Source organism: Streptomyces fractus (assembly GCF_049844455.1).
Lineage (GTDB): Bacteria > Actinomycetota > Actinomycetes > Streptomycetales > Streptomycetaceae > Streptomyces > Streptomyces fractus.
Map to the genome: position 1 here is coordinate 3,009,737 of NZ_JBMYHI010000002.1, position 21,754 is coordinate 3,031,490.

Consider the following 21,754-nt stretch of genomic DNA (forward strand, 5'->3'; position numbering starts at 1 on the left):
ACACAGCGGATCGGACAGCGGCTCCCCCGCGCTCACCGGCGTCTCGCTCGGCGTCCGCGAGGGCGAGATCCTCGCCGTCACCGGGCCCCGCGGCAGCGGCAAGACGACACTGCTGCGCTGCCTGTCCGGTCAGCTCCTGCCGCAGCAGGGCGAGGTGTGGTTCAACAGCACGCCCGTGCACACCATGGGCCCCCTGGTGCGCGAGCGGCTGCGCCGCGACCGGTTCGGCTGGATCGACCCCGAGCCGGTCCTCGTGCCCGAGCTGAACGTGTGGGAGAACACCGCCCTCCCGCTGATGCTGCGCGGCACCCCCCGGCGCCCCGCCAAGACCGCCGCCCACGAGTGGCTCGACCGGCTCGACGTGGGCCGCCTCGCCCGCAAGCGCCCGCACGCCCTGTCCGTCGCCGAGCGCCAGCGCGTGGCCATCGCCCGCGCCCTCGCGCACGCCCCGCACGTGGTGTTCGCCGACGAGCCGACCGCGACCCTGCACCGCGCCGACAGCGCCCACATCCTGCGCACCCTCACCGCCGCCGCCCGCTCGCACGCCATCACGGTCGTCCTCGCCACCCACGACTCCGCGGTGGGCGCGCTCGCCGACCGCACGGAGTCGCTGCTCGACGGGCGCCGCGTGCACACCGTGCCGCTCCCGGAGAAGGCTCCCGAAGGGGAAGGCCGGGCCGCGTGCTCGCTCTCCGTCTAGCGCGCGGCGCGCACCCGCTGGTCCAGTTGCGCAGACTCCTGGTCGCCGCCGCCTCGGCCGGCACCGGCTTCCTGCTCCTGTGCACGCTCGGCCACGCCCTCGCCCACCCCTCCGCGACGGCCAACTCCCTTCTGCGCCTCGCCTGGTGCGCGCTGCCGATCGCCGCGACGGTGTACTTCGCGGTCGCCGTGGCCCGCTCCGACCCCGGCACGCAGCCGCGCGCGGGCCTGTCCGCCGTGGGCCTCGGCCCGGCCCGCCTCACCCTGCTCGCCGCGATCTCCACGGCGATCGCCTGCACGCTCGGCTCGATGCTGGCGCTGCTGTTCTTCCTGCACCTGCGCGGCGACCTCACGGGCCTCCCGTTCGACGGCGCGGCCCGCGGACTGCTCGCCGCCGACCGGCCCCTTCCGCTCGCCGCCGTGCTCACCCTGCTGACCTGGGTGCCGCTCGCGGCGTCCGCGGCCAGCGCCCTCGCGCTGCGCCCGCGGCTCGCCCGCCCGGCCAAGGACGCCGGGGAACCGCAGGAACCGGCGGCCGCTCCGGCCGGACTCCCGTGGGGCTTCGCGGTGCTCGCCGCCGGCCTCGCCGTGGAGACGTACGCGGCGAGCGCGCGCGGCGCCGCGGGCTCCCGGCTGCCCGGCGGCCTCACCGGCAGCCCCACCGGCGTGCTCGTCGGGTGGACGCTGACCGCGCTCGGCCTGGCGCTCGCCGGTCCCGGGCTCACGTATCTGTGCGGGCGCGCGCTGCAATCCGTACGCCCCTCGGCGGTGCGGCTGCTCGCGGGCCGGGTGCTGCAGGAGGAGGCGCGGCGCGTCGGCCGCCCGCTCGGCGTGGTCTGCGCGGTGGCGTCGGGCATGTACGCGGCGGGCGTCGTGTACGGGGAGCGCGCGGGGGCGGCGTCCGGCGTCGGCCCGCTGGCGACGCTCGGCGCGGTGCTCGTCGTCGGCTGCGCCGTGGCGACGCTGGTGACCGCGTCCTTCGAGGCCCGCCAGGCGCGGCGGCACACGACGGAGGCGCTGCTGCGGATCGGTGCCCCCGCCACGGCGCTGCGCGGGGCCGTGGCGCTCAGGGCCTGCGCCCTGCTGGCCGTGTTCGGGCCGCTGACCTGGCTCGTCGCGGAACTTTCGGCGGCTCCGCTGACGCCGCGATGAGTTTCGCCGACACCGGCCGTCTACCTGTTCGTACGCACCACACCACTTCATTTCACCGAGAAGGCGACGGACACATCATGAGCGAGTACCAGCAGATGATCTTCGTGAACCTGGCCGTGAACGACGTGGCGGCGTCCACCAAGTTCTTCACGGAGCTGGGGTACGAGCGCAACGCCCAGTTCTCGGACGACTCCACCAGCTCCATGGTGATCAGCGAGCACATCGTGGTCATGCTCCTCGCGAAGCCGAAGTACGCGGAGTTCACGAAGAAGACGATCATCGATTCCAAGACCGGCAGCGAGACGCTGCTGGCCCTGAGCGCCGAGAGCCGCGCGGCGGTCGACGAGCTCGTCGACCGGGCGATCGCCGCGGGTGGCGCCGAGACCGGCGAGAAGCAGGACCACGGCTTCATGTACGGGCGGTCCTTCGACGACCCCGACGGGCACACCTTCGAGGTCGTATGGATGGACCCGTCGGTCGTCGAGGGCTGAGCAACCGCCGCGCGGCCGGCCCTGCTTAGCATGGGCGGGTGCAGTCGACTCCAGCGAACTCATCCGAACCGGCCGTGCCCGGCACCACTTCCGACCGCGAGATCGAGACGCTCGCGGAGTTCGACGAGGTGGTGGCCGCGCACGGCACGCTCGCCGGGCACCGCGTGCAGGCCGTCGACCTGACGGACCGTACGACGCGGCTCCTCGCGGCCGATGTCGAGGGCGCCATATTCCTCGGCTGCCCGATGGACGAGCGGGCCGCGGCCGAGGTCAGGGCGCGCGGCGCGCTGGTCTTCCCGCCGGTCCCCGGCCTCCCCTTCGACCCGTACCGCGGCCGCCTCTACACACCCGGCGAGCTCTTCGACGGCCTGTCCTCGGAGGGCGGCTACGCGGCCACTCCCGACGCCCGCGCGTACGAGTGGTTCCAGCGCACCAAGACCGACGGCGACGTGTTCGCGTCGATGCTGCGCGCCGTGCACGACGACTCCGTGTCCGACGCGCTCGACGAACTCCTCGTCGGTGCGCGGGTGGTGGGCGTCATGGGCGGTCACGCGATGGCGCGCGGCACGGACGCGTACGCGGGCGCGGCCCGGCTCGGCCGGACGCTGGCCCGCGCGGGGTTCACGGTGGCGACGGGCGGCGGTCCCGGCGCGATGGAGGCCGCGAACCTGGGCGCGTACGCGGCGCCGTTCGCCGACACCATGCTCGACGACGCGCTCCAACTCCTCGCCAAGTCACCGTCGTTCACCCCGTCGATCACCGACTGGGCGGAAGCGGCCTTCGCCGTGCGGGAGCGCTGGCCGGGCGGCGGCCCTTCCGTGGGTATCCCCACCTGGTTCTACGGGCACGAGCCGCCGAACGCGTTCGCCGAGCACATCGCCAAGTACTTCGCCAACGCCACCCGCGAGGACGGCCTGCTGGCCCGCTCCAACGCGGGAGTCATCTTCCTGCCGGGCGCGGCGGGCACCGTCCAGGAGATCTTCGACAACGCGACGCCCAACTACTACGAGTCGCGCGGCGAACCGACGCCGATGGTCCTGGTCGACCGCGCCCACTGGACCGAACGCCTTCCCACCTGGCCACTGCTCCAGGCGCTCGCCCGCGAGCGGTCCATGGAGGACCGGATCGCCCTGGTCGACACGGTCGAGGAGGCGGGCGCGGCGATCGAGCGGCTCGGCTAGCACCTTGGGTCAAGCGGGGGTCAAGAGTGGCCGGTGAGGCGCTTCGCGTATTGACCGTGCGTCACGGTCACCGATAAACCAGCGGTGACCGTGGGGGTGTTGAGCTTCGAGGTGCGTTCGCGCCGCGCCACACCCCTCTCTCCCAGTACATGTGAAGGACAGCTGTGTCCGTAGCCCCCCGCATATCTCAGCGCATCTCCTCCAGAGCGGCCCGCTACGCCGGCGTGGCCGCCGCCGCGACGGCCCTGACGCTCGGCGTCGCAGGCACCGCATCGGCGTGCGACATCAGCGAGTTCACCGCCAAGGCCGGCTGCGACGGCCAGCACGGCGTCATCTCCGTCACCGACGTGGACACCTCCGGCACCCCGGCGACCGTCACCGTCTTCCGCACGTCCGGCGGCTCCGAGCAGCAGATCGGCTCGCAGGTCGTGAAGGGCGCGAAGGAGGGTGCCACGATCACCTTCAAGGAGGACTGGAAGCCGGGCGCGACCTACCGCGTCCACGTGAAGACCGACCGTTTCAACGTCGACAAGGACATCCCCGGCGGCGTCACCGCCCCGGCCACGGCGTGCGCCACCGAGAAGCCGTCGACGCCTCCGACGTCGGCCGCGCCCAGCACCTCGGCCCCGGCCGCGAAGCCGACCCCGTCGGCCCCCGAGACGAGTGCCGCCGCGGCTCCGGCCCCGAGCAACTCGGCCTCCCCGGCCGGTGATTCGAACCTCGCCGAGACCGGCGCGAGCAGCAACACCCCGATGATCGCCGGTATCGCGGCCCTGCTGGTCGTCGCGGGCGGCGGCGTGGTCTTCGCGCTCCGCCGCAAGGGCGCGGCGCAGAAGTAGGCCTGGCGCGGGCGTCGTTCGGCGACTCGGCTCAGCCGGTGAGCCGTCCGGCGCCCGCCCCCAGCACCACGATGTCCGCCGCGTCGAAGGCGACCCCGACCTCGTCCCCCGGTTCCGGCGCCTCCCGCAGCGCGCAGGCCGCTTCCAGGCGGGGCGCGTCCCCCGGTTGCAGGTGCAGCGCTACGTGCGTACCGCGGAAGGTGCGTGCGGTGACGGCGCAGGTCAGCTGGGCCTCGGCGGCAGGGACGAGGCGTACGCCCGCCGGCCGCACGAGAAGCCGGCGCTCCCCCTGCTCCGACCCCTCCGGCACCGGAACCTTGCCCCAGGGCGTGTCCGCGACCGCCCCGGTCACCGTCGCCCCCACCACGTTGTCGAACCCGAGGAACCGCGCCACGAACTCGTCCGCCGGCCGCCGCCACACCTCAAGAGGCGTCCCGGTCTGGGCGATCCGCCCGTCGCGCATCACCACGACCCGGTCGGCGAGCGCGAACGCCTCGCCCTGGTCGTGCGTGACGGCGAGCACGGTCGTCCCCAACTCGCCGAAGAGTTCCCGCAGTTCGACGACGAGCCGCTCACGCAGCGAACGGTCGAGCTGCCCGAGCGGCTCGTCCAGCATCAGCAACCGAGGCCGCGGCGCGAGCGCCCGGGCGAGCGCGACCCGCTGCTGCTCCCCACCGGACAGCGCGGAGACCGCCCGCCGCTCGGCGCCGGGCAGCCCGACGAGCCCCAGCAACTCCCGTACGCGCTCCGCCTGTTCACCCTTGCCGACGCCGTGCATCCGCAGCCCGAAGGCGACGTTCTGCCCCACGTCGCGCTGCGGGAACAGCTGGTGGTCCTGGAACATCAGGCCGACGCCCCGCTTGTGCGCGGGCACCCCCGCCTGGTCGGCGCCGCCGAGCAACACCCGCCCGCCGTCCAGGGGTTGCAGCCCGGCGATGGCCCGCAGCAGCGTCGACTTGCCGCTGCCGCTCGGCCCGAGCACGCACACGATCTCGTGCTCGGCCACCTCAAGGCCCACGTCGTCGAGCACGGCGCGCCCACCGAACCGTACGGTCGCGTCGTCCAACTCCAGCAGCGACATCAGAACTCCCCGGTCGAGGCCTTGGCGGGCCGAATCCGTTCAAGGGCGAGCAGCGAGGCCGCGCAGACGACCATCAGCACGGTCGAGAGCGCCATCGCCTGCCCGTAGTTGAGGTCACCGGCCCGCCCGAGCAGGCGGGCCACGGCGACCGGCAGCGTCGGATTGTCGGGCCGCGCGATGAACACGGTCGCCCCGAACTCGCCGAGCGACACGGCGAACGCGAACCCGGCCGCCACCAGCAGCGCCCGCCGCACCATCGGCAGGTCGACCTCCCGCCAGGCCCGCAACGGCGAGGCCCCGAGCACGGCGGCGGCCTCCCGGAGCCGCCCGTCGACGGCCCGCAGCACCGGCAGCATCGTCCGCACCACGAACGGCACCCCGACGAGCGCCTGCGCGAGCGGCACCAGGATCCACGTGGACCGCAGGTCGAGTGGCGGCTCGTCGAGCGTGATCAGGAAGCCGAATCCGACGGTCACCGCCGACACCCCCAGCGGCAGCATCAACAACGCGTCGAACCCGCGCACGAGCCGCCCGCCCCGCCGGGTGAGCGCCGCGGCGGCGAGCCCGCCGATCACCACGGCGATGGCCGTGGCGGCGAGCGCGTACTCCAGCGAATTCCAGATCGCGTCGATCGGCGGCACCAGGAAAGTCCCGCCGTCCGCCGAGGTCAGCGCCCGGTAGTACCCGAACCCGTACCCACCCGGAGCGTCGAGCGAGCGCTCGACGAGCACCCCGAGCGGCAGCACGATCAGCAGGGCGACGGACACCAGCACACCGCCGAGGAGCGCCCACTGCCCGGTCCCGCGCGGCCTGCGCGCCGTGTGCGCGGCGTCGACGAGCCGCAGCGCGCTCTCCCGCCGCCGCACGGTCCACGCGTGCACACCGAGGATCAGCCCGACGGCGACGAACTGCACGATGGTCAGCACGGCAGCGGTCGACAGATCGAAGATCTGGGCGGTCTGCCGATAGATCTCGACCTCGAGCGTCGAGAACCCGGGCCCGCCCAGGATCTGCACGACACCGAACGACGTGAACGTGAAGAGAAAGACCATGAGCGCGGCAGCCGCGACAGCGGGCCCCAGCGCCGGCAGCGTCACCTTCCGCCACGCCGCGAACCGCGAGGCGCCGAGCATCCGCGCGGCCTCCTCCTGCCGCGGATCGAGCTGCGCCCAGAGCCCACCGACAGTGCGTACGACGACGGCGTAATTGAAGAAGACATGCGCCAGCAGAATCGCCCACACCGTCGTGTCGAGCCGGACGCCCCACAGCTCGTCGAGCAGCCCGCCGTGCCCGACGAGCGCGAGGAACGCGGTGCCCACGACGACGGTCGGCAGCACGAACGGCACGGTGACGACCGCCCGCAGCACCTGCTTCCCGGGAAACTCGAACCGCGCGAAGACGTACGCCCCCGGCAGCGCGATCAGCAGCGTCAGCACGGTGGACGCGACCGCCTGCCACACCGTGAACCACAGGACGTGCCGGATGTCGGACTGCCCCAGGACGTCGAGCATCCGCCCGAACTGCCAGGCACCGTCGACGTGCAGCCCGCGCTCGACGATCGCGACGACCGGGTAGGCGAAGAACAGCCCGAAGAACACGACGGGCAGGGCCATCAGCCCGAGCCGCGCCGCGTTCCCGGTCCGTATCGCCGGCCTGGCTACTTCAGTACGAGCGACGTCCACGACTTCACCCAGTCATCCCGGTTGTCCGCGATCCTGCGCGGGCTCATGGTCTCGGGATCGTCGACCTTGACCGCGTACTTGCTGTAGTCGGCGGGCACACCGGCGTTCTTCGTCACGGGGTCGACGAACATATTGAGCGGCATGTCCTCCTGGAACTTCTTGGAGACCAGGAAGTCGAGCAGCGCCTTGCCGCCCTTCTCGTTCTTCGCGCCGTTGAGCAGCCCCGCGAACTCGATCTGCTGGAAGCAGGTCCCCTTGGCGACCCCGACCGGCGAGGTCTTCGGCTGCGGGTCGGCGAAGACGGCCTCGGCGGGCGGCGAGGACGCGTACGACACGACGAGCGGCCGGTCACCGCCGGCCTTCTTCCCGCCGGAACTCCCGCTGAACTCCTCGTTGTACGCCTGGTCCCAGCCGTCGACGACCTTGAGCCCGTTGGCCTTCAGCTTCTTCCAGTACGGCTGCCAGCCGTCGTCGCCGTACTTCGCGGCGGTCCCGAGCAGAAAACCGAGACCGGGCGAGGACGTGGACGCGTTCTCCGTGACGAGCAGGTTCTTGTAGGCGGGCTTGGTGAGGTCGGCGAAGGACGACGGGGGCGCGAGATCGTGCTTCTTGAAGTACGCCTTGTCGTAATTGACGCAGAGCGACCCGGTGTCGATGGGGGTCACCCGGTTCTTCGCCTTGTCGAGCTGATACCGCCCCTTCACCTCGTCCAGGCCCTTGGGCTTGTACGAGGAGAAGATCCCGTCGTCGAGCGCACGCGAGAGCAGGGTGTTGTCGACGCCGAAGAAGACGTCGCCCTGCGGATTGTCCTTGGACAGGATCGCCTTGTTGACGGCCTCGCCGGCGTCGCCGTCCTTGAGGACCCTGACCTTGTAGCCGGAGCTCTTCTCGAAGTCGGCCAGTACGTTCTTCGAAACCGCCCACGAGTCATGGCTGACGAGGGTGACGGTCTTGGAGTCGCCGCTCCCGGCCCCGGAGCCGCCCGACGACCCGCACGCGGACAGCGTGACCAGACCGAGGCCGACGGCCACGGCCACGTAGATCTTCTTGCTCACTTCGATTCCTCCTGGGGTGACCAGGAGAAGACGCGGCCCTGCCCGGAGTCTTCGCTACTCGCGAGGCTCCGGGCAGGGCGCAACAGCTTGAGTGGTGACCGAACTTCCTACCCAGAATGACCTGGGCAAGGTTCAGAGGGTCTGCGGTCGATACCGCACTCTCAGCGCTGTGGCGCTCCCCTGTCGGAATATGAAGATGTATGACGCCTGCCAGGCTACCGCTCGGTGGCCGCCAGCTGTCCACAGGCTCCGTCGATCTCCTGGCCACGGGTGTCCCGGATGGTCACCGGAACGCCGTGCGCGGCGATGGCGTCGACGAAGGCCTTCTCGTCCTCGGGCCGCGAGGCGGTCCACTTCGACCCCGGGGTCGGATTGAGCGGAATCAGATTCACATGCACCGGCTTCCCCTTGAGCATCCGCCCGAGCCGGTCACCACGCCACGCCTGGTCGTTGATGTCCCGGATCAGCGCGTACTCGATCGAGAGCCGACGCCCGGACTTCGCGGCGTACTCGAACCCGGAGTCGAGCACCTCCCGCACGTTCCACCGCGTATTGACGGGTACGAGGGTGTCACGCAGCTCGTCGTCGGGCGCGTGCAGCGAGATCGCGAGCCGGCACTTGAGGCCCTCGTCGGTGAACCGGTTGATGGCGGGCACGAGCCCGACCGTCGACACGGTGATGCCGCGCTGACTGAGCCCGAGCCCGTCCGGCTCCGGGTCGGTGAGCGCGCGGATGGCCTGGATGACCCTCTTGTAGTTGGCGAGCGGCTCGCCCATGCCCATGAACACGATGTTGCTGAGCCGCGCGGGTCCCCCGGGAATCTCCCCGTCCCTGAGAGCCCGCATCCCGTCGACGATCTGATGCACGATCTCACCGGTCGACAGATTCCGGTCGAGCCCGGCCTGCCCGGTGGCACAGAACGGGCAGTTCATCCCGCACCCGGCCTGCGACGAGATGCACATCGTCACGCGGTCCGGGTACCGCATGAGCACGCTCTCCACGAGCGTCCCGTCGAACAGCTTCCACAGCGTCTTGCGCGTGGTGTCCTGGTCGGTCGACAGATGCCGCACGACGGTCATCAGCTCCGGCAGCAACGCCTCCCGCAGCTTCTCCCGCGACCCCGCGGGGATGTCGGTCCACTCCGCGGGATCGTGCGCGAACCGCGCGAAGTAGTGCTGCGAGAGCTGCTTCGCGCGAAACGGCTTCTCACCGATCGCGGCAACGGCTTCCTTCCGCTCAGCAGGCGAAAGATCAGCAAGGTGCCGCGGCGGCTTCTTGGCCCCGCGGGGGGCGACAAACGTCAGTTCTCCGGGCTTAGGCATAGCGTTACCAGTGTCGCAGATCTACGAGGGTGACCTGCGCCCCCGCGCGATCAGGGGCCCGACGGGGTGCGGATGGCCGCGATGTCGAACTGGAGGCGGACCTTTTCGCTGACCATGTTGCCGCCCTGGGCCAGGCGGGCGTTGTACGTGAGGCCCCAGTCGGTGCGGTTGATGGTGGTGGTGCCGTCGAAGCCGACGCGTTCGTCGCCGAAGGCGTCCGTGACGAAGCCGATGTAGGTGAGTTCGAGGACGACGGGGCGGGCGACGTCCTTGATGGTGAGGTCGCCGTGCATCCGGTAGACATCGTCGCCCGCCAGTTCCACGGCAGTGCTCTTGAAGGTCATCCGCGGGTACTGGGAGGCGTTCAGGAAGTCACGGCCCACCACGTGGGCGTCCCGCTGCTCGACACCGGTGTCGATGCTCGCCGTGGCGAGGACGAGCTCGGCGGAGGAGCGGGACGGGTCGTCGCCGTCGAAGTAGAGGCGACTCTGGTACTCCGTGAAGGCGCCACGCACGGTCGTCACCATGGCGTGCCGAACGGAGAACCCGATCCTGCTGTGCGCGGGGTCGACCATCCACGTGCCGGTGAGCGCCGACATCGAGGGATCGTGGCCGGGCGGGTCGGGCAGTACTGCGGTGCCGGCGGCCCCCGGAGCAGCGGATCCCTCTGCGCGCCGGGATGAGAAGCTGCGACCGAAAATGTTCATGAGGCATGTTGTTACTTCAGCGTAAAGAACACACGCAAGCCCCCCTCAACGAACCCGCCCACCTTCGCGGACAGGTCTTCACAAGTCCCGCCAGGGGACATACGAAGAGCCCCCGTCCGGTTACGGACGGGGGCTCTTCGTATGTGCGTTCTTCAGGAACCGACGAACAGCACCAGGAGCAGCCATACGACCGGGGCCGTCGGCAGCAGGGAGTCGAGCCGGTCCATGATCCCGCCGTGACCCGGCAGCAACGTCCCCATGTCCTTGATCCCGAGGTCCCGCTTGATCATGGACTCGCCGAGGTCGCCGAGGGTCGCGCTGGCCGCGACGAGCGCGCCCATGACGAGGCCCTGCCACCACGTGCCGTCGTCCACCAGGAACTGCATGCACAGCACGCCCGCCACCATGGCGAACGACACGGCGCCCAGCAGGCCCTCGCGGGTCTTGCCGGGGCTGATGCGCGGCGCGAGCTTGTGCTTGCCGAAGCGCCAGCCGACCGCGTACGCCCCGGTGTCGCTGACGACCGTCAGGATGAGGAACGTGAGCACCCGCCACGCCCCGTCGTCCGCGGTGAGCATCATCGCCACGAAGGTCGCGAGGAACGGTACGTAGAAGGCCGCGAAGACCCCCGCCGTGACGTCCTTCAGGTAACCCTCGGGCGGCTCCGTCATCCGCCACACGAGGACCGCGAGCGCGGTCAGCGCCATCGCCACCCAGGCGCCCTCGGCGCCCCGTACGTACCCGGCCACCACCATGGCCGCGCCGCCGACGGCGAGCGGCACGAGCGGCGCCCTGATGCCCTTGCGCTCGTCGAGCCGCGAGGTCAGCTCCCACAGGCCGACGACGACGGCCACCGCTATCACGCCGACGAACACGGCCTTGACGATGAACAGCGAACCGATGACCACCGCACCGAGCCCGACGCCGACACCTATGGCCGCCCCGAGGTCCCGGCCCGCGCTCTTCTTCTTGGGCGGCTCGGGCTGCGAGGACTGCGGGGCCTGCGAGGACCCGGCGGGGTCCGAGGGCTGCGCGGGCCGCTCGGCCGGCTCCGGCCGACGCGGCGCCTCGTCGCGGAACAGGGGACCACTCAGCCGGGCGGCCCCCCGGTCGTCCTGGTCGTCGCCCCTTCCGTCACCAGAAGGCGTATCAGGCATATCGGGCACGATGGGCATGGGCCGAGTCTCATCGACCGCGTGCCGTTCGTACGCGGGACCCGCCGGAGCGCGCCCGTGGTCGTACGACGGTCCTTGGTTGTACGACGGCCCTTGGCCGTACGCCGGCACCTGCCCGTACGCGGGCCCCTGACCAGGGGCGGACCCTTGGTCGTCGGTCGGGCCCCAGTGTCCGGGCCCACTCGGCGCACCCCAGGAAGAGTCGTTCACGGATTCCTCGAACCTCGATCTTCCGCGCTCGCTCAGACTTCGAGCAGCTCGGCTTCCTTGTGCTTGAGCAGCTCGTCGACCTGGGCCACGTACTTCGTCGTGGTGTCGTCCAGTTCCTTCTCGCCGCGACGGCCCTCGTCCTCGCCGATGTCGCCGTCCTTGATCGCCTTGTCGATGGTGTCCTTGGCCTTGCGGCGCACGGAACGGATGGAGACCTTGGCGTCCTCGGCCTTGGCCTTGGCGACCTTGATGTACTCCTTGCGGCGCTCCTCGGTCAGCTCCGGGAAGACCACTCGGATGATGCTGCCGTCGTTGCTCGGGTTGACGCCGAGGTCGGAGTCGCGGATCGCCTGCTCGATGTTGCGCAGCGCGCTCTTGTCGAACGGGGTCACCACGGCCATCCGCGGCTCGGGCACCGAGAACGAGGCCAGCTGGTTGATCGGCGTCAGCGCGCCGTAGTAGTCGGCGACGATCTTGTTGAACATCGCCGGGTGCGCACGCCCTGTGCGGATCGCGGCGAAGTCCTCCTTGGCGACGACGACGGCCTTCTCCATCTTTTCCTCGGCCTCGAGGAGGGTCTCTTCGATCACCACTTGCTCCTGCGTGTCTTGAGTGAGGCCCGGCCGGGCACGGGGGCGCGGTCGGCTGCGTCGCGTGTCTTTCCTGCACGGTGTCCGACCGGCAGGACATTGTCCATCCCCCGGGGAACCTTCGAGGACACGGGGTTCCCAGGCGGACGGGAGGGGGTCAGGCGCGGGTGCCCTGTTCGCCCACGAGGGTCCCGATCTTCTCACCCTTGACGGCACGGGCGATATTGCCCGACGTGATGAGCTCGAAGACGAGGATCGGCAGCTTGTTGTCGCGGCACAGGGTGATCGCGGTCATGTCGGCGACCTTCAGGTCGCGGGTGATGACCTCGCCATAGCTGAGCCCGTCGAACTTCACGGCCTCGGGGTTGGTCTTCGGGTCCGAGTCGTAGACGCCGTCGACACCGTTCTTGCCCATGAGCAGCGCCTGCGCGTCGATCTCCAGGGCGCGCTGCGCGGCGGTCGTGTCGGTGGAGAAGTACGGCATGCCCATACCGGCGCCGAAGATGACGACGCGGCCCTTCTCCAGGTGCCGCACGGCGCGCAGCGGGATGTACGGCTCGGCGACCTGCCCCATGGTGATGGCGGTCTGCACGCGGCAGTCGATGCCCTCCTTCTCCAGGAAGTCCTGGAGGGCCAGGCAGTTCATGACCGTGCCGAGCATGCCCATGTAGTCGCTGCGGGCACGGTCCATGCCGCGCTGCTGCAGCTCGGCGCCGCGGAAGAAGTTGCCGCCGCCGATGACGACCGCGAGCTGCCAGCCGTCACGTACGACGGCCGCGATCTCACGGGCGATGGCGTGCACCACGTCGGGGTCGACGCCCAGACCCCCGCCCCCGGCGAACGCCTCGCCGGAAAGCTTCAGCAGAAAGCGCCCCGCGCCTTTGCCTTCGTCGCTCTTGTCGCCCTTGTCGGCCTGGGTGGTGGTCATGGGATTCTCGCCTCTTTTGCTTGGCACACATACGAAGAAGGCCATTGCCGGTGGGCTGGTTCGCATCCCATGCGCGGCAATGGCCTCCTCGTCACAACTGCGGTCGTCCGGCGCGTTCCCGGACGACTGCTGTCGACCCTAGCGGGGTCTCGCGTCTGGCGCGGTACGGACTCAGATGCCGACCTTGATGCGCGAGAAGCGCTTCAGGGTGACACCGGCCTCCTGGAGGACCTTCTCGACGGACTTCTTGTTGTCGAGGGCGTACGGCTGACCGAGCAGCGTGGCCTCCTTGAAGAAGCCGTTGACGCGACCCTCGACGATCTTCGGGAGCGCGGCCTCCGGCTTGCCCTCGGCGCGGGTGGTCTCCTCCGCGACGCGGCGCTCGGACTCGACGACCTCGGCCGGAACGTCCTCGCGGGAGAGGTACTTCGGCGCGAAGGCGGCGATGTGCTGCGCGACGCCCTTGGCCAGCTCGGCGTCGGCCTTGTCCAGCTCGACCAGAACACCGATCTGCGGGGGCAGGTCGGGCATGGTGCGGTGCATGTAGGCGGAGACGTACGCGCCCGAGAACTGCGCGAAGCGGTCCAGGACGATCTTCTCGCCGAGGTTGGCGTTGGCCTCGTCGACGAAGGCCTGGACGGTCTTGCCGGCCTCGATCTCGGAGGCGAGCAGCGCCTCGAGGTCGGCCGGGGACGTCTTGGCGACGTGGGCGACCAGCTGGTCGGCGACGGCCTGGAACTTCGGGCTCTTGGCGACGAAGTCCGTCTCGCACTTCAGCTCGACGAGGACACCGGAGGTGTTGTCGTCGGCGATGAGGGAGACGACCGCGCCGTTCTCGGCGGAACGGCCCTCGCGCTTGGCGACGCCCTTCTGGCCCTTGATGCGCAGGGCCTCGACGGCCTTGTCGACGCTGCCGTCGGCCTCGTCGAGCGCCTTCTTGCAGTCCATCATGCCGGCGCCCGTGAGCTCGCGGAGCTTCTTGACGTCAGCGGCGGTGTAGTTCGCCATGATCCTGGTTTCTCTCTACGAAGTCTGAAGCAGTGTGAGAACGAAGGTGACGGTCACGGGTGAAGGCGGGGGTCGCAGTCGACCCCCGCCGTCACCTCATGAAACCGAATCCCGTACGGGTCAGGCCTGCTCGGCGTCCGCGGCCGGGGCCTCGACGGGGGCCTCGGCGGGAGCGGCAGCCTCGGCGGCCGGGGCCTCCGCAGCCTTCTCCTCGACCTTGGCGTCGGCCTCGGCGGGCTTCGCCTCGGCCTTGTCGTCGGCCTTCTTCTCGCCCTCGAGCAGGTCGCGCTCCCACTCGGCGAGGGGCTCGCCGGCGGCCTTCTCGCCCGGCTTCTGGTCGCCAGTGGCGACGCCGGAACGGGCGATGAGGCCCTCGGCGACGGCGTCGGCGATCACGCGGGTGAGCAGGGTGACGGAGCGGATCGCGTCGTCGTTGCCCGGGATCTTGTAGTCGACCTCGTCGGGGTCACAGTTCGTGTCGAGGATCGCGACGACCGGGATGTTGAGCTTCCGGGCCTCGCCGACAGCGATGTGCTCCTTCTTGGTGTCCACGATCCAGACGGCGCTGGGAACCTTGGACATCTCGCGGATACCGCCGAGGGTCTTCTCCAGCTTGGCCTTCTCGCGCGAGAGCACGAGAAGCTCCTTCTTGGTGAGACCGGACGCGGCGACGTCCTCGAAGTCGATCTGCTCGAGCTCCTTGAGGCGCTGCAGACGCTTGTAGACGGTCGAGAAGTTGGTGAGCATGCCGCCCAGCCAGCGCTGGTTCACGTAGGGCATGCCGACGCGGGTCGCCTGCTCGGCGATCGCTTCCTGCGCCTGCTTCTTCGTACCGACGAACATGACCGTGCCGCCGTGGGCGACGGTCTCCTTGACGAACTCGTAGGCGCGGTCGATGTACGACAGCGACTGGAGAAGGTCGATGATGTAGATGCCGTTGCGCTCCGTGAAGATGAAGCGCTTCATCTTCGGGTTCCAACGACGGGTCTGGTGACCGAAGTGGACGCCGCTCTCAAGCAGCTCCCGCATCGTGACGACGGCCATGGCCGTACTCCTTGGTTTTCTCGGTTGTTTCCTGACGCCCACTGCGTGTGCCTGCCGCGTACGCTCGCGCTCCTGCGAGGCGGTCGTACGGGACCGATAGGCCACTGACACGAAGCTGTGAGGCCCGGTGTCGGGGCGTGCGAAGTCGATCCGGTGGGCCGGATCGCCACATGAAGTGTACGGGACCCGCGAGGTACCGGGTGACGCCGCTGTCCACAACCGCTGGGTAGTCCACGTTTCCCGGCCATGATCCCCGCGGCGACGCTCCGCGGTGGAACCTGATCGCCATGCGAAAACTACTCACGGTGACGGTCGTCCTGTTCGTGATGCTGGCCTTCCCGTCCTCGGCGCGAGCGGGGGACGCCCACCTCGCCCACCTGTGGCCGGTGGGCGAGCGCCCCGCGGTGGTCCGCGCCTGGGCGCCTCCGGCGACGCCCTACGGACCCGGCCACCGCGGCGTCGACCTGGCGGCCCCCATCGACGCCCCTGTACGTGCGGTGGTCGACGGACGGGTCCTCTTCGCGGGCGAGATCGCGGGCAGGGGCGTGGTGTCCCTGGAGCTCCCGGACACCGGCGATCCGCCTCTGCGCACGACGTACGAACCGGTGACGCCGACGGTCCACAAGGGGGAGGACGTCACGGCCGGCGAGGTGGTGGGCACCCTGCAACTCCCCACCGGCCATTGCCCGCCCGCCGCCCCGTCGTGCCTGCACTGGGGGCTGCTTCGGGGCGACACCTACCTGAACCCGCTGACACTCCTGGACCCGTCACTCATGCGCGGGGGCCCTTCGAGGCTGCTGCCCGTGTGGGGGTGGTCGGGGATATGGGAGCGGTCGGGGGCGTGGGATCGGTCGGGAGCGTGGCCGGGAGCGTGGGAGCGGTCGGGCGCGTGGCCGGGTGCGCTCTTCGGCTGAACGCGGATCAGCCGAGGACGCCCCGCAGCGCCATCCCCACGGCCGCGTCCACGATCACGCCGGGCTCCTCCGCGGCTCCCAGCTCGATCCTGCGCACGGCCGCGTCCACCACGCCCTGGACCAGCATCGCGGCGAGCCGCGGCTGCTCGTGCCCCATCTGCTCGAGCGCCTCGACGATCATCGCGACGAGCCCGCCGTGCGCGGCCCGGATCTTCTCCCGCGCCCCGGCGTCCAGCTCACTCGCGGAGATGGCGACGACGGCCCGGTGCCGCCGGTCCCCCACCAGCGCCAACTGCTCCCGCACATACGCCTCGACCTTGCCCTCGGGCGTATCGGCCCGGGCCATCCCGGCCTCGACCTCCGCGGCCCACACCGGGAAGTCGACCTCGCACAACTCCTCGACCACGGCCGCGCGCGACTTGAAGTACTCATAGACGGACGAGCGCGCGAGCCCCGTCCGCTCCGCGAGCGCGGGAAACGTCAGCGCGTCCGTCCCGCCCTCGGACAGCAGGGAGCGCGCCGCGTCCAGAAGGGCGCCGCGCTGCATCGACCGGTGCTCGGCCACGGAGGCCGCTCGAATCCTAGGCACGTCTCCACTTTACGAAGATGCGCCCCGCGACGGGAGCCGGTCGGGCCTCAAGGCCGCCCGACCGGAGGCAGGCACCGAGGCAGGCACGCGGCAGGCACGATTCGCCGGGCCGCCGGACCGCACCCCCCTCAGCGCCCGAAACTCGCAAGCTTCGCCCGCAGCTGCAGCACGGACTTCGTATGGATCTGGCTGACCCGGCTCTCCGTGACCCCGAGCACATTGCCGATCTCGGCCAGCGTCAGACCCTCGTAGTAGTAGAGCGTGACGACGGTCTTCTCCCGCTCCGGCAGCGTATTGATCGCCCGCGCCAGGAAGCGCCGCAGCTCCCGGTCCTCCGCGACCTCCACCGGGTTGTCCGCGGCGTGGTCCTCGAGCGTGTCCAGGACGCTGAGCCGGTCCCCGCCGCCCTCGCTCCCGACGTGCAGCAGCTCTTCCAGTGCCACCACGTTCGCCAGCGACAACTGGCTGAACACCGCGTGCAGTTCCTCGAGCCCGACCCCCATCTCCGCGGCCACCTCGCTCTCCGAAGGAGTGCGCCGCAGCTGGGCCTCGAGGGTGGCGTAGGCACGCTCCACGTTGCGCGCCTTCTGCCGCACGGACCGGGGGATCCAGTCGAGCGCGCGCAGTTCGTCGATCATCGCGCCGCGGATCCGCGTGATCGCGTACGTCTCGAACTTGATCTCCCGCTCGATGTCGAACTTCTCGATCGCGTCGATGAGCCCGAAGACCCCGGACGAGACGAAGTCCGCCTGCTCCACATTGGGCGGCAGCCCCACGCTGACCCGGCCCGCCACGTACTTCACCAGCGGCGAGTAGTGCAGGATCAGCTGTTCCCGCAGCCGCTCGTCGCCCGTCGCCTTGTACGACCTCCACAGCTCCTCGAGGGAGGAGGGAGCCGGAGGCCGCACGCTGGAGCCGCGCGCGGCGGGGGGTACCGCCGCCCGGTCGGACCCTGAGGTGTGTTGTGGCATGCGCCGCCTTGTGCCGTTCTGCTGCTGCGTACCCAGGAAACCGAGGGTGCTTGACGTACTGGTCGCTGTGATCGCTCTGCCTGTGAAAATGCCGTGTTGCCCGTCTGGTGATGACTGGTTCCGAGCTACCCACCTGATTCCGGATGGAGGGGACGAACCCGGATCCTGGTGAGCGTAGCGTGACTGGAGCGTCGCAGTGTGCGAAGGGTGGGAGATCGCCGTTGCGCAGATACGTTCCCTTCGTCGACTCGCGTGGACGGTTCCGTCGCCCCGGCCGATCGGGACGGAGCGTCAACTGCCGGAATTGCCAAGGTCATCGGGGGGTCATCCGGACGGCGCAACGCACCGCGTCAGGGCACCTCCCCTCCGGGAAAGACCGATTCGATCGCCTGGCGTGTCAACTGCCAGCCCTCGCCGTGTCGTTCGACGAACCCCAAAGAGCGCAGTTCGTACAACCTCCCGATCGTCTCGTCCTGACTCGTCCCCGCGCCGCGACCGGCCTCGGCGACGCTGCACGCTCCGCGCGCGGGAAGCGCGGCGAGCACCCGTGCCGCGCCGGCCGGCAGCAGATCGCGGGGCAGCACCGGCCCACGGCGCTCGGGCGCCAGCTCGCCCATCTCCCCGACCAGCTCCACGACTTCCGCCGCGTCGGTCACCAGCACGGCCTCCTTGCGCAGCAGTTCATGCACTCCCGCGGAGACGCTGCTGGTCACCGGCCCCGGGACGCCCATCGCGTGCCGCCCGAGGCGCTGCGCCCAGCGGACCGTGCCCAGCGCTCCGCTGCGATAGGCCGCCTCCACCACGACCGTTCCTCTGGTGAGCGCGGCGATCACCCGGTTCCGGAGGATGAACCGGCTGGGCGTCGGATGGTCCCCGGGCGGCAACTCCCCGATCACGAGTCCCTGTTCCGCGACCCGGTCGATCAACTGGGCGTGCCCCCGCGGATAGATCCGGTCGATGCCGCAGGCGAGCACGGCCACCGTCGCCCCGGTCGCTCCGAGTGCCCCACGGTGCGCGGCGGCGTCGACCCCATAGGCCCCGCCGGAGACCACGACCCAGCCCCGCTCGGCGAGCCCGGCGCCGAGGCTCGCGCCCATCCGCACGCCGTAGTCCGTGCAGGCCCGCGCGCCCACCACGGCGACCGAGCGCAGCGCCCACATCCGCAGATTGGGCCCGCCCCGCACCCAGAGCCCCACCGGCCGCCCGTCCCGCAGGTCGTCCAACTGTCCCGGCCACTCGGCGTCCCCCGGACACACGAACCTCGACCCTGACGCCGCCGCCCGCGCCAGGTCCCGCTCGGCGGGCGGTGCGTCCGCGGCCCGCGCGACAAGCCCCTCCCAACGCCCGGCCCGCACCCCGGGCAGCGGCCCCTCCGCCTCCCCCGCCTCGATGCGCCGCACCGTCTCCACGGCCCCGAACTCCCGCAGCCACTGCCCGGCAACCTCCCAGCCCGGCTCCACGATCCTCGTGAGCCGCACCCTCGCGAGCCGCACATCTTCCCCGGCCCCACCACCCATCACGCCCCCTCCCTCAACACCAACACCAACACCCCAGGCACAACCCCGCCCCACCACAGCCACCCCGGCACACCCCTCCCGGCACGGCCCCAGCACCAGCACCAGCCACCGTCCCCCTCACTAACCCGCCCCGATCGTCATCGGTACCCCCCGCGAGATCCCAGTCCGCAGTTGCAGGGCGAGTGCCACGTCCTGGGCGAATGGGCGATCGCGTCCGGCGAGGTCGGCGACGGTCCAGGCCACCCGCAGCACACGGTCGAGGCCGCGCGCGGTGAGGAAGCCGCGCTCCAGGTCGAGCTCCGCCTCGTCGAGGGCGCCGGGCGCGGCTGGCCAGCGCGTGCGCAGGGCGTGGCCCGGCACCTCGCTGTTGGTGCGCCACGGGGTGTCCGCGAACCGGGCCGCCGCCCGCTCCCTGGCCCCCCGCACCCGGTCCGCGACGACCTTGGTGCTCTCGCCCCGCGGCCCGTACCCCGCCAGCTCGTTGCGCGTGACGGCGTCCACTTCGACGCGGAGGTCGACCCGGTCGAGCAGTGGCCCGGAGAGCCTGGCCTGGTAGCGGCGGACCGTGGCCGGCGGGCAGTCGCATTCGCCGCCCAGCGCCCGGTAGTGCCCGCACGGGCAGGGATTCGCGGCGAGCGCCATCAGGAACCGCGCGGGCAGCCGCACCACCCCGGCGCTGCGCGCGATCGTCACATGTCCCGCCTCCAGGGGCTGCCGCAGGGCGTCGAGCGCCTGCCCGCTGAACTCGGGGGCCTCGTCAAGGAAGAGGACGCCCCGGTGCGACAGCGACACCGCGCCTGGCCGAGCCACTCCCGGCCCGCCCCCGACGAGGGACTGCATGGTCGCCGAGTGGTGCGGTGCGCAGTACGGCGCGGTGTCGATCATCGACTTGCCCGGCGGCAGCATTCCCGCGACCGAGTGGATCGCCGTGACCTCCAGGGCCTCCTCACGGGTGAGGGGCGGCAGGACGGCGGGCAGCCGCTCGGCCAGCATCGTCTTGCCCGCGCCCGGCGGCCCCGACAGCATCACGTGGTGCCCGCCCGCCGCCGCGACCTCGATCGCCGTGCGGGCGGACAGCTGGCCGACGACCTCCGCGAGGTCGAGCCCCGGACCGTCGTGCGCAGAGCTGCCGAAGCCGGTGCCGACCCCGCTGCCGGGCATGCTCAGGGCGGCGAGCATCGGATCGGGCCGCCCCGACTCGTCCGCCGCCTCCTCCTGCGGCACCGGCTCGTCCGTGAGCACGGCGATCAGCTGGCGCAGGCTGCGCACGCCGAGGACCGATACGCCCGGCACGAGGGCCGCCTCCCCCGCCGTGCACTCGGGGACCACCACCTGTTCGTAACCGGCATCGGCCGCCGCGAGCACGGCCGGGAGCACTCCCCGCACCGGCCGCACCCGCCCGTCCAGGCCCAGTTCCCCGATCATCACGATGTCGGCGAGGATCTTCGGGTCGATCCGCTCGGCGGCACCGAGCACGGCGCAGGCGACAGCGAGATCGAAACCGGAACCACCCTTGGGCACCGACGCCGGGCTCAGCCCCACCGTGAGCTTCTTCTGCGGCCAGTCGCCCCCGGAGTTGACCACCGCCGCCCTGACCCGGTCCCGGCTCTCCACCAGGCTCTTGTCCGGCAGCCCGACCAGCGTGAACGCGGCGATGCCCGGCTCCAGGTCCGCCTGCACCTCGACGACGACGCCCTCGACTCCCACGAGGGCCACGGAACACGTACGCGCGAAGCCCATCAGGACACCCCTCGCACATGCTCGACGCGGGGCGCTCCGCGCTCCGGCAGCAGCACGCCGATGAGATCGATACGGACGCCGCCGGGCGGCGCTCCCCCGTGCTCCTGCACCCAGCGCTCCGCGAGGTCGCGCAGCCGCGCCGCCTTGACCGGCGTGATCGCGGCCATCGGGTGCTCGAAGGCCCCGGCCTCGCCGCTGGGCCCACTGCGGGTCTTGACCTCGCACACGACGATCGCGTCGCCGTCCCGCGCCACGATGTCGATCTCGCCGGACCTGCCCGCGCGCCAATTGCGCGCGAGCACCGTCATCCCGGCCTCGGTCAGCCGCCTCGCGGCCAGATCCTCGCCGTACTTCCCGAGTGCTCCCCGTGCGTTCACGTCGGCACCACCTCCGACGCCCACGCTGACGCCCGGGCCGGAAAGAAGTGGATCTTGGTGAACTACTTACGAGTTGTGGAAAACCTCGTCACCCGTGGGTGAGGCGATCCGACGGGCCGGATCAGCTACCAGGAAGCTCCAGGTCGGTCTTGTTCAGCTCCTCGATGTTCACGTCCTTGAACGTGAGCACCCGGACCTGCTTCACGAAACGAGCGGGCCTGTACATGTCCCAGACCCAGGCATCGGCCATCGACACCTCGAAAAACACCTCACCCTGAACAGAGTGCACCTGCATCTCGTAGTCGTTGGTGAGGTAGAAACGCCGCTCGGTCTCGATCACGTATTTGAACAGACCGACGACGTCGCGGTACTCCCGGTAGAGCTTCAGCTCCATCTCGGTCTCGTACTTCTCGAGGTCCTCGGCGCTCATGGCATGTTCCCCTTCAGCCGTGCGTCCCCCCATTGTGCGCCAGCCTCGTGCG

At 70.8% G+C, this 21,754-nt stretch carries 21 protein-coding genes and 1 pseudogene; 6 read left to right on the forward strand and 16 right to left on the reverse strand.

Features of this window, described 5'->3' with window-relative positions; translation table 11 throughout:
* Positions 1 to 43: 43 nt before the first annotated feature.
* From ACP4E5_RS15270 to ACP4E5_RS15290, 5 genes and pseudogenes are all read left to right on the forward strand, one after another.
* Positions 44 to 700: pseudogene (locus tag ACP4E5_RS15270) on the forward strand (ABC transporter ATP-binding protein); the annotation flags it as partial.
* Positions 682 to 1,851: a hypothetical protein gene (locus ACP4E5_RS15275; RefSeq protein WP_425828965.1), complete on the forward strand. Its 1,170-nt coding sequence runs from the start codon at positions 682 to 684 to the stop codon at positions 1,849 to 1,851. The pseudogene ACP4E5_RS15270 and the gene ACP4E5_RS15275, both read left to right, overlap by 19 nt.
* Before the next feature lie 77 nt (positions 1,852 to 1,928).
* Entirely contained in the window at positions 1,929 to 2,342 is a 414-nt protein-coding gene (locus ACP4E5_RS15280; protein WP_425828967.1) for a VOC family protein, read from the forward strand.
* A 38-nt stretch (positions 2,343 to 2,380) separates the two neighbouring features.
* On the forward strand, positions 2,381 to 3,523 hold the full coding sequence (locus ACP4E5_RS15285; protein WP_425828969.1) for an LOG family protein: 1,143 nt from the start codon (positions 2,381 to 2,383) through the stop codon (positions 3,521 to 3,523).
* Positions 3,524 to 3,687: 164 nt separating this feature from the next.
* Complete coding sequence (locus ACP4E5_RS15290) at positions 3,688 to 4,362, forward strand: LAETG motif-containing sortase-dependent surface protein (protein WP_425828971.1); 675 nt, start codon at positions 3,688 to 3,690, stop codon at positions 4,360 to 4,362.
* A gap of 31 nt (positions 4,363 to 4,393) precedes the next feature.
* Here the strand turns inward: ACP4E5_RS15290 and ACP4E5_RS15295 are convergent, their stop codons facing one another.
* The 10 genes from ACP4E5_RS15295 to rpsB all read right to left on the reverse strand — a co-directional run bounded on the left by ACP4E5_RS15295 (position 4,394) and on the right by rpsB (position 15,164).
* Entirely contained in the window at positions 4,394 to 5,443 is a 1,050-nt protein-coding gene (locus tag ACP4E5_RS15295; protein ID WP_425828973.1) for an ABC transporter ATP-binding protein, read from the reverse strand.
* Positions 5,443 to 7,125, reverse strand: coding sequence for an ABC transporter permease (locus tag ACP4E5_RS15300; protein ID WP_425828975.1), 1,683 nt, complete (start codon positions 7,123 to 7,125; stop codon positions 5,443 to 5,445). The genes ACP4E5_RS15295 and ACP4E5_RS15300 overlap by 1 nt, the downstream gene beginning before the upstream one ends.
* Complete coding sequence (locus ACP4E5_RS15305; RefSeq protein ID WP_425828977.1) at positions 7,101 to 8,180, reverse strand: thiamine ABC transporter substrate-binding protein; 1,080 nt, start codon at positions 8,178 to 8,180, stop codon at positions 7,101 to 7,103. Before ACP4E5_RS15305 ends, ACP4E5_RS15300 begins: the two co-directional genes overlap by 25 nt.
* A 215-nt stretch (positions 8,181 to 8,395) precedes the next feature.
* Positions 8,396 to 9,502, reverse strand: a complete 1,107-nt coding sequence (gene rlmN, locus ACP4E5_RS15310) for a dual-specificity RNA methyltransferase RlmN (protein WP_425828979.1) — start codon at positions 9,500 to 9,502, stop codon at positions 8,396 to 8,398.
* Between the two features lie 50 nt (positions 9,503 to 9,552).
* Entirely contained in the window at positions 9,553 to 10,209 is a 657-nt protein-coding gene (locus ACP4E5_RS15315; RefSeq protein ID WP_425828981.1) for a YceI family protein, read from the reverse strand.
* A 152-nt stretch (positions 10,210 to 10,361) separates the two neighbouring features.
* Complete coding sequence (locus ACP4E5_RS15320; RefSeq protein ID WP_425828983.1) at positions 10,362 to 11,594, reverse strand: phosphatidate cytidylyltransferase; 1,233 nt, start codon at positions 11,592 to 11,594, stop codon at positions 10,362 to 10,364.
* 32 nt (positions 11,595 to 11,626) lie between these two features.
* Positions 11,627 to 12,184: a ribosome recycling factor gene (gene frr / locus ACP4E5_RS15325; RefSeq protein ID WP_326015300.1), complete on the reverse strand. Its 558-nt coding sequence runs from the start codon at positions 12,182 to 12,184 to the stop codon at positions 11,627 to 11,629.
* Between the two features lie 157 nt (positions 12,185 to 12,341).
* Positions 12,342 to 13,112: a UMP kinase gene (pyrH, locus tag ACP4E5_RS15330; protein WP_425828985.1), complete on the reverse strand. Its 771-nt coding sequence runs from the start codon at positions 13,110 to 13,112 to the stop codon at positions 12,342 to 12,344.
* A gap of 171 nt (positions 13,113 to 13,283) precedes the next feature.
* Positions 13,284 to 14,120: a translation elongation factor Ts gene (gene tsf, locus ACP4E5_RS15335; RefSeq protein ID WP_425828987.1), complete on the reverse strand. Its 837-nt coding sequence runs from the start codon at positions 14,118 to 14,120 to the stop codon at positions 13,284 to 13,286.
* Positions 14,121 to 14,240: 120 nt separating this feature from the next.
* Positions 14,241 to 15,164, reverse strand: coding sequence for a 30S ribosomal protein S2 (rpsB, locus tag ACP4E5_RS15340; protein WP_425828989.1), 924 nt, complete (start codon positions 15,162 to 15,164; stop codon positions 14,241 to 14,243).
* A 326-nt stretch (positions 15,165 to 15,490) separates the two neighbouring features.
* Here rpsB and ACP4E5_RS15345 point away from each other — a divergent pair, with 326 nt between their 5' ends.
* Entirely contained in the window at positions 15,491 to 16,078 is a 588-nt protein-coding gene (locus ACP4E5_RS15345; RefSeq protein WP_425841351.1) for a murein hydrolase activator EnvC family protein, read from the forward strand.
* Between the two features lie 7 nt (positions 16,079 to 16,085).
* On the opposite strand, the gene ACP4E5_RS15350 is transcribed toward ACP4E5_RS15345, so the two are convergent.
* From ACP4E5_RS15350 to ACP4E5_RS15375, 6 genes are all read right to left on the reverse strand, one after another.
* On the reverse strand, positions 16,086 to 16,643 hold the full coding sequence (locus tag ACP4E5_RS15350; RefSeq protein WP_425841354.1) for a TetR/AcrR family transcriptional regulator: 558 nt from the start codon (positions 16,641 to 16,643) through the stop codon (positions 16,086 to 16,088).
* Positions 16,644 to 16,795: 152 nt separating this feature from the next.
* Positions 16,796 to 17,638, reverse strand: a complete 843-nt coding sequence (gene whiG, locus ACP4E5_RS15355) for an RNA polymerase sigma factor WhiG (protein WP_425828991.1) — start codon at positions 17,636 to 17,638, stop codon at positions 16,796 to 16,798.
* 350 nt (positions 17,639 to 17,988) lie between these two features.
* Complete coding sequence (dprA, locus tag ACP4E5_RS15360) at positions 17,989 to 19,155, reverse strand: DNA-processing protein DprA (RefSeq protein WP_425828993.1); 1,167 nt, start codon at positions 19,153 to 19,155, stop codon at positions 17,989 to 17,991.
* A gap of 120 nt (positions 19,156 to 19,275) precedes the next feature.
* Entirely contained in the window at positions 19,276 to 20,895 is a 1,620-nt protein-coding gene (locus ACP4E5_RS15365; protein WP_425828995.1) for a YifB family Mg chelatase-like AAA ATPase, read from the reverse strand.
* Complete coding sequence (locus ACP4E5_RS15370) at positions 20,895 to 21,272, reverse strand: YraN family protein (RefSeq protein ID WP_425828997.1); 378 nt, start codon at positions 21,270 to 21,272, stop codon at positions 20,895 to 20,897. Before ACP4E5_RS15370 ends, ACP4E5_RS15365 begins: the two co-directional genes overlap by 1 nt.
* Positions 21,273 to 21,393: 121 nt before the next feature.
* The gene (locus ACP4E5_RS15375) at positions 21,394 to 21,702 is read right to left on the reverse strand and encodes a DUF2469 domain-containing protein (RefSeq protein ID WP_008737534.1); all 309 of its coding nucleotides are present in this window, start codon (positions 21,700 to 21,702) and stop codon (positions 21,394 to 21,396) included.
* Positions 21,703 to 21,754 lie beyond the last annotated feature (52 nt).

Excerpts from the sequence above, each read along its gene's own strand:
- ACP4E5_RS15280 (WP_425828967.1), top strand. The coding sequence starts at position 1,929 with ATGAGCGAGTACCAGCAGATGATCTTCGTGAACCTGGCCGTGAACGAC.
- ACP4E5_RS15295 (WP_425828973.1), bottom strand. The coding sequence starts at position 5,443 with ATGTCGCTGCTGGAGTTGGACGACGCGACCGTACGGTTCGGTGGGCGC.
- rlmN (WP_425828979.1), bottom strand. The coding sequence starts at position 9,502 with ATGCCTAAGCCCGGAGAACTGACGTTTGTCGCCCCCCGCGGGGCCAAG.
- ACP4E5_RS15315 (WP_425828981.1), bottom strand. The coding sequence starts at position 10,209 with ATGAACATTTTCGGTCGCAGCTTCTCATCCCGGCGCGCAGAGGGATCC.
- pyrH (WP_425828985.1), bottom strand. The coding sequence starts at position 13,112 with ATGACCACCACCCAGGCCGACAAGGGCGACAAGAGCGACGAAGGCAAA.
- tsf (WP_425828987.1), bottom strand. The coding sequence starts at position 14,120 with ATGGCGAACTACACCGCCGCTGACGTCAAGAAGCTCCGCGAGCTCACG.
- rpsB (WP_425828989.1), bottom strand. The coding sequence starts at position 15,164 with ATGGCCGTCGTCACGATGCGGGAGCTGCTTGAGAGCGGCGTCCACTTC.
- ACP4E5_RS15345 (WP_425841351.1), top strand. The coding sequence starts at position 15,491 with ATGCTGGCCTTCCCGTCCTCGGCGCGAGCGGGGGACGCCCACCTCGCC.
- whiG (WP_425828991.1), bottom strand. The coding sequence starts at position 17,638 with ATGCCACAACACACCTCAGGGTCCGACCGGGCGGCGGTACCCCCCGCC.
- dprA (WP_425828993.1), bottom strand. The coding sequence starts at position 19,155 with ATGGGTGGTGGGGCCGGGGAAGATGTGCGGCTCGCGAGGGTGCGGCTC.
- ACP4E5_RS15365 (WP_425828995.1), bottom strand. The coding sequence starts at position 20,895 with ATGGGCTTCGCGCGTACGTGTTCCGTGGCCCTCGTGGGAGTCGAGGGC.
- ACP4E5_RS15375 (WP_008737534.1), bottom strand. The coding sequence starts at position 21,702 with ATGAGCGCCGAGGACCTCGAGAAGTACGAGACCGAGATGGAGCTGAAG.